This is a genomic window from Pseudoxanthomonas sp. 3HH-4, from assembly GCF_006716465.1.
In the GTDB taxonomy this organism is placed as follows: Bacteria; Pseudomonadota; Gammaproteobacteria; order Xanthomonadales; family Xanthomonadaceae; genus Pseudoxanthomonas_A.
In genome coordinates this window covers 282,988-294,331 of the sequence record NZ_VFPB01000003.1, presented here as the reverse complement: position 1 = coordinate 294,331, position 11,344 = coordinate 282,988, and the positions used below count along the sequence as shown (strand labels likewise).

12 protein-coding genes are annotated in these 11,344 nt (G+C 65.7%); 3 read left to right on the top strand and 9 right to left on the bottom strand.

The window, feature by feature from the left end:
- Positions 1-224: 224 nt before the first annotated feature.
- From FB548_RS11335 to FB548_RS11315, 5 genes are all read right to left on the bottom strand, one after another.
- A complete protein-coding gene (locus FB548_RS11335) occupies positions 225-1,430 on the bottom strand; it encodes a flagellin (protein ID WP_142124888.1) in 1,206 nt (401 codons plus the stop codon).
- Between the two features lie 89 nt (positions 1,431-1,519).
- Positions 1,520-2,665 carry a flagellin gene (locus FB548_RS11330; RefSeq protein ID WP_142124887.1) on the bottom strand — a complete coding sequence of 382 codons (1,146 nt, stop codon included), beginning with the start codon at positions 2,663-2,665 and terminating at the stop codon, positions 1,520-1,522.
- Between the two features lie 79 nt (positions 2,666-2,744).
- The gene (locus tag FB548_RS11325; RefSeq protein WP_142124886.1) at positions 2,745-3,941 is read right to left on the bottom strand and encodes a flagellin; all 1,197 of its coding nucleotides are present in this window, start codon (positions 3,939-3,941) and stop codon (positions 2,745-2,747) included.
- Between the two features lie 289 nt (positions 3,942-4,230).
- Positions 4,231-4,803 (bottom strand): hypothetical protein, encoded by a 573-nt coding sequence (locus tag FB548_RS11320; protein ID WP_142124885.1) that lies wholly within the window; start codon positions 4,801-4,803, stop codon positions 4,231-4,233.
- Entirely contained in the window at positions 4,787-5,641 is an 855-nt protein-coding gene (locus FB548_RS11315) for a hypothetical protein (protein ID WP_142124884.1), read from the bottom strand. Before FB548_RS11315 ends, FB548_RS11320 begins: the two co-directional genes overlap by 17 nt.
- A gap of 165 nt (positions 5,642-5,806) precedes the next feature.
- On the opposite strand from FB548_RS11315, the gene FB548_RS11310 reads away from it, so the two are divergent.
- A complete protein-coding gene (locus FB548_RS11310; protein WP_142124883.1) occupies positions 5,807-6,217 on the top strand; it encodes a phasin family protein in 411 nt (136 codons plus the stop codon).
- A gap of 65 nt (positions 6,218-6,282) precedes the next feature.
- Here FB548_RS11310 and FB548_RS11305 read toward each other — a convergent pair whose 3' ends face one another.
- Positions 6,283-6,690: a GFA family protein gene (locus tag FB548_RS11305; RefSeq protein ID WP_142124882.1), complete on the bottom strand. Its 408-nt coding sequence runs from the start codon at positions 6,688-6,690 to the stop codon at positions 6,283-6,285.
- A gap of 86 nt (positions 6,691-6,776) precedes the next feature.
- On the opposite strand from FB548_RS11305, the gene FB548_RS11300 reads away from it, so the two are divergent.
- Positions 6,777-7,730, top strand: coding sequence for a YafY family protein (locus FB548_RS11300; RefSeq protein ID WP_142124881.1), 954 nt, complete (start codon positions 6,777-6,779; stop codon positions 7,728-7,730).
- A gap of 37 nt (positions 7,731-7,767) precedes the next feature.
- Here FB548_RS11300 and FB548_RS11295 read toward each other — a convergent pair whose 3' ends face one another.
- Positions 7,768-8,394 (bottom strand): TetR/AcrR family transcriptional regulator, encoded by a 627-nt coding sequence (locus FB548_RS11295; protein WP_142124880.1) that lies wholly within the window; start codon positions 8,392-8,394, stop codon positions 7,768-7,770.
- Positions 8,394-8,651, bottom strand: a complete 258-nt coding sequence (locus FB548_RS11290) for an acyl-CoA-binding protein (protein WP_142124879.1) — start codon at positions 8,649-8,651, stop codon at positions 8,394-8,396. Before FB548_RS11290 ends, FB548_RS11295 begins: the two co-directional genes overlap by 1 nt.
- A 152-nt stretch (positions 8,652-8,803) precedes the next feature.
- On the opposite strand from FB548_RS11290, the gene FB548_RS11285 reads away from it, so the two are divergent.
- The gene (locus FB548_RS11285; protein WP_142124878.1) at positions 8,804-10,792 is read left to right on the top strand and encodes an SDR family oxidoreductase; all 1,989 of its coding nucleotides are present in this window, start codon (positions 8,804-8,806) and stop codon (positions 10,790-10,792) included.
- 54 nt (positions 10,793-10,846) lie between these two features.
- Here FB548_RS11285 and FB548_RS11280 read toward each other — a convergent pair whose 3' ends face one another.
- Positions 10,847-11,275 carry a group II truncated hemoglobin gene (locus FB548_RS11280; RefSeq protein ID WP_142124877.1) on the bottom strand — a complete coding sequence of 143 codons (429 nt, stop codon included), beginning with the start codon at positions 11,273-11,275 and terminating at the stop codon, positions 10,847-10,849.
- Positions 11,276-11,344: the final 69 nt, after the last annotated feature.

The window sequence follows — 11,344 nt, the reverse complement described above, 5'->3', positions numbered from 1 at the left end:
ACAATCACCAATCACCAATCACCAATCACCAATCACCAATCACCAATCACCAATCACCAATCACCAATCACCAATCACCAATCACCAATCACCAATCACCAATCACCCACAAAAAATACCCCCTCCGTCGCCGGAGGGGGTTGGGGTACTGCCAAACGGAGGGAGACGAATCCGTCCGTGACGACAGGTAACTAGGAGGAACTGCGGATAAAGGGCGCCGCGTATCAGCGCAGCAGGGACAGCACGTTCTGGGGCACCTGGTTGGCCTGGGCCAGCATGGCCGTACCGGCCTGCTGCAGGATCTGGGTGCGGGTCAGTTCGGCGGTTTCCTTGGCGAAGTCGGTGTCGCGGATGCGGCTGCGCGAAGCGGCCAGGTTTTCCGAGCTGGTCTGCAGGTTGGCGACCACCGAGGTGAAGCGGTTCTGCACGGCACCCAGGTCGGCGCGCGCGCTGTTGACGGCCGTCAGTGCCTTGTCGACGATTTCCAGGGCCTGCTGCGCGCCCTTGAAGGTCGAGATATCCAGGTTGCTGGCGTACTGCTTGGTCGTCGCGGTGGTGCTGGCGGCGACGTCGGCCGGGGCGGTACCGCCGGTCCAGGTGCCGGTTTCCACGGCGATGCCCAGGAAGTCGCCATCCGAATCCACGCTGTCCTTGACCGAGGTCAGGTTGACGGCGCCGTTGGCACCCAGCTCGGCCAGCACGCCGGTCTCGCCGATCTTGGCGTTGATCGCGCCGACCAGCGCGGTGGCGGCGGCGTCACGCGTACCGGCGGCCGTGCCCTGTGCGGCCACTTCGACGGTGTCGATGGTGACGGCATTGCCATCGGCATTGGTCAGCTGCAGGCCTTCGATCTTCAGATCGGTGGTGCCGTCGGCCGGGGTGGCCGTGGTGAACGTGGCGGTGGCGAACATCGCGCCGCCCAGCGCATCGGCCTGCGCATCGACGACCTTGTCGATGGCGATGGCCTGCGACGCATTGGCGCCCACCTGGAACAGCTGGCTGGTGAACGAGCCGTCCAGCAGCTTGGTGCCGTTGAAGTCGGCCTGCTTGGCGACGCGGTCGATTTCGGAGGTCAGCTGCTTGACTTCGGCGTTCAGCGCGGCGCGGTCGGACGAGGAGTTGGTCGCGTTGGCCGACTGCACCGACAGCTCACGGATGCGCTGCAGGTTGTTGCCGATTTCGGTCAGCGAGCCTTCGGCGACCTGGGCCAGCGAGATACCGTCGTTGGCGTTGCGGACCGCGACGTCCAGGCCGCGGATCTGGGTGCTGAAGCGTTCGGAGATGGCCAGACCGGCGGCGTCGTCCTTGGCGCTGTTGATGCGCAGGCCGGACGAAAGACGCTGGATGGTGGTGGCCAGTGAAGCACCGCTGCTGCTCAGATTGCGCTGCGCATTCAGCGAGATGGTGTTGGTGTTGATGACCTGTGCCATGGAAGTTTCCTCTAGGCGGGATTACGAAGGGGAGAAGCCGGGCCGGAAGGGGTGGCGATGGAGACCACCCGTTCCGGCGCATCACCGCGTTAGCGGAGCAGGCTGAGCACGTTCTGGGGCACCTGGTTGGCCTGGGCCAGCATGGCCGTACCGGCCTGCTGCAGGATCTGGGTGCGGGTCAGTTCGGCGGTTTCCTTGGCGAAGTCGGTGTCGCGGATGCGGCTGCGCGAGGCGGCCAGGTTTTCCGAGCTGGTCTGCAGGTTGGCGACCACCGAGGTGAAGCGGTTCTGCACGGCACCCAGGTCGGCGCGCGCGCTGTTGACCGAGGTCAGGGCAGCGTCGACGATTTCCAGGGCCTTCTGTGCGCCTTCGAACGTGGTGATGTCCAGGTCCTTGGCGAACTGCGCGGTGCCTGCCGTTGCCGCCGTGGTCGCGGCCGTCAGGCCCGAGCCGGTAACGGTGCCGCCCACGACCAGGTCGGTGTCGGCCTTGACCGAGGTCAGGGTGACCTGGTCGGCGTCGACCGAGGCGTACACGCCGGTCTCGCCCAGCTTGGCGTTGATAGCGGCGGCCAGGCCCTTGGCGATGTCCTCACCGCTCGTGCCGTTCGTGTACTCGACGTCCGCGATGGTCACACCGTTGATGGTCAGGTCGGCGATGCTGCCGTCGGCGGCGGCATCGGCGATGGCCGCGCTGGTGACGTCCGCAGCGAACTTCACGTTGCCCAGTGCATCGGCCTGTGCATCGACGACCTTGTCGATGGCGATGGCCTGCGACGCATTGGCGCCGACCTGGAACAGCTGGCTGGTGAACGAGCCGTCCAGCAGCTTGGTGCCGTTGAAATCGGCCTGCTTGGCGACGCGGTCGATTTCGGAGGTCAGCTGCTTGACTTCGGCATTCAGCGCGGCGCGGTCGGACGACGAGTTGGTCGCGTTGGCCGACTGCACCGACAGCTCACGGATGCGCTGCAGGTTGTTGCCGATTTCGGTGAGCGAACCTTCGGCGACCTGGGCCAGCGAGATGCCGTCGTTGGCGTTGCGCACGGCAACGTCCAGGCCACGGATCTGGGTGCTGAAGCGTTCGGAGATGGCCAGACCGGCGGCGTCGTCCTTGGCGCTGTTGATGCGCAGGCCTGACGAAAGACGCTGGATGGTGGTGGCCAGTGAAGCCCCGCTGCTGCTCAGATTGCGCTGCGCATTCAGCGAGATGGTGTTGGTGTTGATGACCTGTGCCATGAGTTCTACTCCTTAGGCGTTTTCTGCACGGGGGAAAAGTTTTCCAACGATCCCCGCCGTGCCGCCGGGGATACCTGGTTCAGCGTTGCAACAAGCTCATTACGTTCTGCGGCACCTGGTTGGCCTGGGCCAGCATGGCCGTACCGGCCTGCTGCAGGATCTGGGTGCGGGTCAGTTCGGCGGTTTCCTTGGCGAAGTCGGTGTCGCGGATGCGGCTGCGCGAAGCGGCCAGGTTTTCCGAGCTGGTCTGCAGGTTGGCGACCACCGAAGTGAAGCGGTTCTGGATGGCGCCGAGGTCGGCGCGCGAGCCGTTCACGGCCGTCAATGCCTTGTCGACGATTTCCAGGGCCTGCTGCGCGCCGGCGAAATCGGAGATGTCCAGGTCGGACACGAACTTCGGCACTTCGCTGGTGGCGACGGCCGTTGCGGTGTACGTGCCGCCCGTGATGGCGACGCCGAAGGCCGCGAAGTCGCCGTTGGCGTCCACGCTGGTCTTGACCGAGGTCAGCTCCAGGCCGGTGCCGGCGGCATCGACGTTGGCGTAGATGCCGGTTTCGCCGAGCTTGCCGTTGATGTGGGCAGCCAGCGCCTTGGCGGCGGCTTCGTTGGTGGCCGCGACCGAACCGGCGCTCTTGACGGTCAGGTCGTCGAAGGCGACGGCATTGCCGGCGCTGTCGGTGAGGGTCAGGCCGGTGATGGTGATGTCCGCAGTGGCGGAAGCCGCGGCCGTGATGGCCAGCGTGCCGCTGTCGAACTGCGAACCGCCCAGGGTCAGGGCGCGGGCGTCGACCACCTTGTCGATGGCGATGGCCTGGCCGGCATTGGCGCCCACCTGGAACAGCTGGCTGGTGAACGAGCCGTCCAGCAGCTTGGTGCCGTTGAAGTCGGCCTGCTTGGCGACGCGGTCGATTTCGGAGGTCAGCTGCTTGACTTCGGCATTCAGCGCCGCGCGGTCGGAGCTGGAGTTGCTGGCGTTGGCCGACTGCACGGCCAGTTCGCGGATGCGCTGCAGGTTGTTGCCGATTTCGGTCAGCGAACCCTCGGCGACCTGGGCCAGCGAAATGCCGTCGTTGGCATTGCGCACGGCGACGTCGAGGCCGCGGATCTGGGTGCTGAAGCGTTCGGAGATGGCCAGACCGGCGGCGTCGTCCTTCGCACTGTTGATGCGCAGGCCCGACGACAGGCGCTGGATGGTGGTGGCCAAAGAAGCGCCGCTGGTGCTCAGGTTGCGCTGAGCGTTGAGCGACATCGTATTCGTGTTGATTACCTGTGCCATGTTCGTCTCCTCTTATTTGGATTCACGGCGTTGAAGGGAAAAGACGCTGCCGGTTTGTTTTGTGGTGGCTAGTCGTCTTTGTGTTGCGAAATGAATAACGGCGCTGCCGAAAAAACCTTTAGGGCAGGCGGAAAAAAATGTGTTAGGGCACGGAACCGCAGGGGGAAACAGGCCGTTTCCGGGGCGCGCGGCGTGGCCTAAAGAAGGGGCGCACGCTGCCGTTAAGCGGCGGCGCGGGCACGGCCGATGCGATCAGGGTTCGCCGCTGCGCGATGCCGCGGCGCCAGCCTCAGGGCTGCGGTATGCGCCAGGCGTCGGCGGGATCGGCCAGCAGCGACACGCCGGGCATGCGGTACTCGCAACCGATCAGCGTGCGTTGCCGGAGTCCGGCATGCTCGCCGGGGTAGACCACCAGAGCATGGAAATCGTCCAGGGCGCCGGACAGGGGCGCATCGCGGCTGTCTTCCAGTGCGCGTTCGAGCTGCGCCGCCGCCTGCTCGATGGAATCGTCCACCAGCAGCAGGACGCGGTTGTCGGTGATGACGACGGCATCGCTGTGATGCCCCCACGCCAGCACGGGTTCGGCCAGGCGGTAAAGATCCATCATCGGCGCGCTGAATTGACGCTCGGTCTGGGTGAACTCCGTCGGACGCTCGCGGCGGAGCCGTTGCAACAGGGTGGCGAGATCGCCACTGGCCGTACGGCAGGCGAGGGCATCGAGCAAGGTATTGGACGGTGCGCTGGCCGCAACGGGCGCAGGCGCGGGTGGCACGTCGGTAACCGACTGTGCTGACACGACAGGCACGCCAGCCAGCCACAGCGCGGCCAGCACGAAGAAAACCGTCTTACTCGATCTGCGCATTCGCGTGGGCAGCATCGAGCGCTTCCATGGCGTCGCGCGGCTTGAGTTTGCCGGCTTTCTCGAACGATGCCGCCGCGACGTCTTCCTTCTTGTCGCCGTGAAGGAGCAGCAACACGTTCGCGTATTCCACGTGCGCGATGGGCGAATCCGGCGTCAGCTTGAGCGCGGTCCTGATATGCGACTCGGCTTCACTCGCTTTGGCGCCGTAGGTCAGGCCGCCGATCATCGCGCCGATCTTGTTGATGATCTCGGCGTGGTACAGCGCCAGCGCGGTATGCGCCTCGGCGTGCTTGGGGGCCCGTTCCAGCGTGGCGTCGAGCGCGGTGCGGACCTTGCCCGCGATGCCCTGCTTGAGCGCCTTGGCGATGCTCATGCCCTGGCTGTAGCGGCCCAGCGCGAAGGCGTGACGGTAATGACTGTTGGCTTCGTCGGGCAGGGCCTTGATGGCGGCTTCGGCCAGTTTCGCCGCCTGTTCGAAGCGTTTGAGTTGCTCGGCTTCGTCCTCCACCAGATAGGTCGCGTGGATGCCGATGGCCTTGACCGCTACCGACGCGCCCAGCGGGCCCAGCGCTTCACCGGCTTCATACGCGGCCTGGAAGTCGCCATGGTGGAACGCACGCCACGCGTCCTGCAGGCGCTGCGCGAGGTCGGCGGGTTCGATGCCTTTGGCTGCCTTGCCTGCGGCAGCGATCAACGCCTTGGCGCGCTTCTCGTCGGGGTAGGGCTCCTGGTCGCCGGCATGCAGTGCTGGCCATGCCTTCTTCAATGCATCGCCCACGTAGGCATAGCCCTTGGCGTCATGCGAAAACGGAGCCCACTTCGAAGATTTTCCTGCCATTGGTCGTCCCTCCCAGGATGCGGGGAGCATCGCCGCGAACGCGGTCATCAGGCAACCCCTACGCATTCCGTGACACGAGCGGCCAATAGTGTGATTGCTCGACGCGGGCAGGACAGCATCGTCTCATGGAAGCCGGCCGTCCTGGTCGGCATATGGACTGCCCCCATGCCAGCCAAGAAGACCACCCGCAAGACGCCCGAACCCACCCTCCGCCACGTCTGGCTTGCCGGGCTTGGCCTGATCGCCGTCGCGAGGCGCGAGGCTGTTGCGACTGCGAAAGAAGCCGCAGACCGCCTGCAGGCGGCGCGTGAACACGCCGAAAGCTTGGCCGGACAGGCGCAGCGCGATGTGCTGGGCCGTTTGGCCGACGTGCGTGAACAGGGCGAAGCACGTGTGGACCGGTTCAGTGCCGAGGTGGAAACCCGCTTGCAACCGGTGCTGACCAAGCTGGGCCTGAAACAGCCCGCCCGGAAGGCCGCGCCCCGCGCCCGCAAGAAGCCGGCCGCCAAGCGCGCCCGCGCCACGCCTGTCCGCAAGCCGGCGACCAAGCGGCCGGCGCGCCGCAGCAGGGCCTGACGACCCACGGAAGCAGCGCGCGCAGCACGCCCCGGCTCCCGGGGCGTGCTGCCATGCTGTTCTGATCAGAGGTGCGCGGTGACGGCAGGTTCGGAGAACCAGTCGTTGTCGCGGCCGTTGGCGTAGCGGATCGAGACCTGCGCCAGCGTGGCGGGCTCCACGTCGTCCAGGCAGGCCAGGTTCACCGAGTAGTAGCGACCCCCGAGGACTTCCAACTCGCCCCGGCCGAAGGATTTGACGCCGCAATGCCGGCAGAACAGATGCTCGGCGACGCCGCTGCCGAAGGGGTAGCGGGTCAGCGCGTCTTCGCCCTGCTGCAGTCGGAAAGCGTCCGGCCGGACCACCGTGCCCCAGTAGCGCGTCTTGGTGCAGATGGAGCAGTTGCAGCGGCCGCTCCCGGCGGCCAGGTCGAGGTCGACTTCGTAACGCACGGCGCCGCAATGGCAGCTGCCCTGGTAAGTCTGGACGGTCATGGGGTTTCCTTCTGGCGGGAGACGAGGTTCCAGTCTTGCGGATATAGAGGACAGAATCAGTCCTCAATGGGCGGCATACTGCGCCCATGCTCAGCACATCCAACCGCCTGCTCCGCCTGCTGTCGCTGCTTCAGTCGCGCCGTCACTGGACGGGCGCGGAACTGAGCCAGCGCCTGGAAATCGACCGTCGTACGCTGCGCCGCGACGTGGAGCGCCTGCGCGAGTTGGGGTATCCCATCGATGCTTCGCCTGGCCTGGGGGGCGGCTACCGGCTGGGGTCCGGTGCGACCATGCCACCGGTGTTGCTTGAGGATGACGAGGCCGTGGCCGTGGCGGTGGCATTGCGCACGGCGGCGGCCAGCGTGGGCCGTATGGAAGACACCGCACTGCGGCTGCTGTCCAAGCTGGACCAGTGGTTGCCGGCGCGGTTGCGCAAGCGCGCCAGTGCCTTGTATTCGGTCACGCTGTCGCTCGCGGGCGGTGCACCCACGTCCGATGTGGACGCTCTGCTGCGCATCGCCGGTGCCTGCCGCGACGGCTTCCGCCTGCGCATGCAGTACCGCGACCGCACGCAGCGCGCCAGCGAGCGGCTGATCGAACCGCTGCGCCTGGTGCATACCGGCAGTCGCTGGTACTTGGTGGCATGGGATCTGAAACGCGAGGACTGGCGGACGTTCCGCGTGGACCGTGTGCAGGCGCTGCATGACACCGGCACCCAGTTCCCGCCGCGGGAGTTTCCCGGCGACGTGGCGGACTATGTCGCGAAGTCGATCAGCCAGCCGTTCACCCGCTTCCAGGTGAGGCTGCGGCTGCCGGGATCGGTGGAGGAGCAGGCGGCACGGGTTCCTACTTGGTGCGGGATCCTGGAAGCGGGCGATGCGCATCACTGCGTGCTGGAACTGGGTGCCGAATCCGTCGATGCGCTGCTCGCGCTGCTGGCCCTGGTAGGGCCGGATTTCGAGATGCTGGACGATCGCGGCCTGTTGCCCGAACTGCGTGCGGCATCGGCGCGGCTGGGTGATGCGCTGGCGGCGGCCTGATTCCTGGCTTCGCCGAAGCACGTGCAGGAGGGGCTCGCTAGTGGGTATACGCCTGCGTGAGCGTGTTCAGGTGCACGCGTTCCGCGTCGCGCAGGAACGGAGCCACCAGCATCATCACCTGCACGATGCCCTGGCGGATGGCGACCTGTTCGTCCTTCTCGCCGCGCGTGGAGGCGTAGTTCAACCAGAAGGTGGACACCACCAGGACGTTGGTGGCCGTGGCGGCCAGTTCCGCTGCCGATGCGCGCATCACTCCGGCATGGCCCATGCCGCGCATCACCGCATGCGCGCTGTCGTCGGCGCGCCGGAGGATGCGCGCGAAGCGCATGCGCAGTCGCCGGTTGCGGCTCAGAATCTCCACCAGGTCCCGATACAGGAAGCGGTAGTCCCAGATGCACTCGAACACCAGGTGCAGCTGCAGCCAGATGTCCTCCAGACCCGGCAACCGGTCGGTGGGGGGCGTCAGCGCCGCGTCCATCCGCTCTTCGTACCGCGCGAAGAGCTGTTCGATGATGTCGTCCTTGTTGCGGAAGTGGTAGTACAGGTTGCCCGGGCTGATCTCCAGCTCGTCGGCGATATGGTTGGTCGTGACGTGGGGCTCGCCCTGTGAGTTGAACATCGCCAGGGCGGCGTCGAGGATGCGCTGGCGGGTATCGCGTGCCACTAGGCGACGAGTTTCTTTACCAGATCCACATATTTCTTCTGGGCATCCTCGGGCGCGGTGCCCTTGAGCTTGGCCCAGGCTTCGTACTTGGCGGTGCCGACGAAGTCGAAGAATCCGGGCTTGTCTCCTTTCACATCACCTTCCGAGCCCTGCTTGTACAGCCCGTAAAGCCGCAGCAGGGTGTCGTTGTCCGGACGCTCGGACAGCGTCTGGATGTCCCTGGATGCTTGTTCGAATGCGCTCTTCAGATCGGCCATGGATGATCCCTCCCAGTGATCGAGGCCATCACACCACGGGTAATGCAGGCGGTCAATCCGTGACGGGATTGTCGAAACCGGATGGCTCTGGCAAGTTACGACGCAGGGCGGTCGGAGGGGCTGGCCCACACAACTTGAGGGATGGGGCAGTCATGAGCTATTTCGTCACGGGCGCCACGGGATTCATCGGTCGCTATCTGGTCGGCAACCTCCTCAAGCGCAGCGGGACGGTTTACGTGCTGGTCCGCAAGGACTCGCAGAAGAAGTTCGATGCCATTGCCAAGAAGGCAGGCTGGGACATGAAGCGCGTGTCCGTGGTGCACGGCGACATGACCAAGCCCAAGTGCGGCCTGACGCCCGCACAATTGCGTGCACTGACCGGCAAGGTGAAGCACTTCTTCCATCTGGCGGCCATCTACGACCTGACCGCGACCCGCGAAGCGCAACAGGCCGCCAACATCGACGGCACCCAGCATGCGCTCGATCTGGCCGCCGCACTGAAAGCCGGCTGCTTCCACCACACCAGTTCCATCGCGGCGGCCGGCCTGTACCCGGGCATCTTCCGCGAGGACATGTTCGACGAAGCCGAAGGCCTGGACGATCCCTACCTGCGGACCAAGCACGAGTCCGAAGGGCTGGTGCGCAACGAGAAGCGCATCAAGTGGCGCATCTACCGCCCGGGCATGGTGGTGGGCCATTCGAAGACCGGCGAGATCGACAAGATCGACGGTCCGTACTATTTCTTCACTCTGATCAAGAAGCTGCGCGAACTGCTGCCGCAGTGGGTGCCGGTGCTGGGCATCGAAGGCGGGCGCATCAACATCGTGCCGGTGGACTTCGTCGCCGACGCGATGGACCACATCGCGCACAAGCCCAAGCTCGATGGTCACACCTTCCACCTGACCGATCCGGAGCCGATGCGCGTGGGCGAGGTGCTCAACACGTTCTGCCGCGCCGGACATGCGCCGGAGATGACCATGCGCATCGACGCGCGCATGTTCGCCTTCGTGCCGGGCAGCATCCGCATGGCGGTGGGCAACCTGCCGCCGGTGCGACGCTTCATCGGCATGCTGCTGCGCGACTTCAAGATCCCGAAGGAAGTACTGAAGTTCATCACCTATCCGACGCGCTTCGACAGCCGCGAGACCGAGCGGGCGCTGAAGGGCAGCGGCATCGCCGTGCCACGCCTGGACGACTACGCGTGGCGCCTGTGGGATTACTGGGAGCGCCACCTTGATCCGGACCTGTTCATCGACCGCTCGCTGAAGGGCAAGGTGCGCAACAAGGTGGTGGTCATCACCGGCGGCTCGTCCGGCATCGGCCTGTCGACGGCGCAACGCGTGGCGGAGGCCGGCGCCACCACGATCATCGTGGCGCGTGGCGAGGAAGAACTGTTCAAGGCCCGCGACGACATGAAGAAGGCGGGCGGCAAGGTGTTCGCCTATACCGCGGACCTGGCCGACATGGCCGACTGCGACCGGCTGGTGAAGATGGTGCTGGACGAGCATGGCCATGTCGACATCCTGATCAACAATGCCGGCCGCTCGATCCGACGTTCCATCGAGGCCAGCTACGACCGCTTCCACGATTTCGAGCGCACGATGCAGCTGAACTATTTCGGCAGCATCCGCCTGATCATGGGCTTCCTGCCGAAGATGACCGAGCGCCGCAAGGGCCACATCATCAACATCAGTTCGATCGGCGTGCTGGCCAATTCACCGCGTTTCTCGGCCTACGTCGCATCGAAGGCGGCGCTGGATGCGTTCAGCCGGTGCGCGCAGGGCGAGTTGTCGGGCAAGGGCATCAGCTTCACCACCATCAACATGCCGCTGGTGAAGACGCCGATGATCGCGCCGACCAAGATGTACGACAGCGTGCCGACGCTGTCGCCGGAGGAAGCCGCCGACCTGCTGGTGAAGGCCATCATCGAGAAGCCCAGCCGCATCGCCACGCGCCTGGGCATCTTCGCTGCACTGGTCAATGCAGTGGCACCGAAGGCCTACGAGGTGGTGATGAACACCGCGTTCGAACTGTTCCCGGATTCGGCCGCGGCCAAGGGCGATCGCAAGGCGTTGAAGGAAGCCGCGCCCAGCCAGGAGCAGATCGCGTTTGCCTCGCTGATGCGAGGTGTTCACTGGTAGTGGCGTGCTGGCCGACGACGCGCTAAGGCGTGTCGTCGAGATTGCAACCCGGTATCAGGCCTGTTGCGGATCCGCCCATCGCAACGGCACCGCCTGCATGTTTCGCATATGCAGCGCCAGCGGTTCGATCCGGCGCCACAGGAAGTCGCGTAGCTCGGCGTCTTCAACCGTCTCGACCATCGCGCCATGGAAGCAGGCCAGCCAGCCGCTGGCTTCCTCCATGCCGATCCGGAAGGGCAGGTGGCGGGCGCGCAGCATCGGGGCGCCGTGCTTCTGCGTGAACAGCGGTGGGCCACCCAGCCAGCCGCTGAGGAATTCGAACAGCTTCTGCTCGCTGCCGTCGAGCGTGGCCGGATGTTGCGCGCGGACGGCGGCGGCTTCCGGCAACGTGTCCATCAGCGCGTACATGCGTTGAGCCATCCGGCGCAGGCCGGCTTCACCGCCGATGCGGTCGTAGGGCGTGGGAGCGGCAGGATCGTTCATCGGATCGGAAGGCGGGTCGACGGCAGCACGATCATCCGGCAGCGCTGCCCGGGCGCACAGCGACGAAGT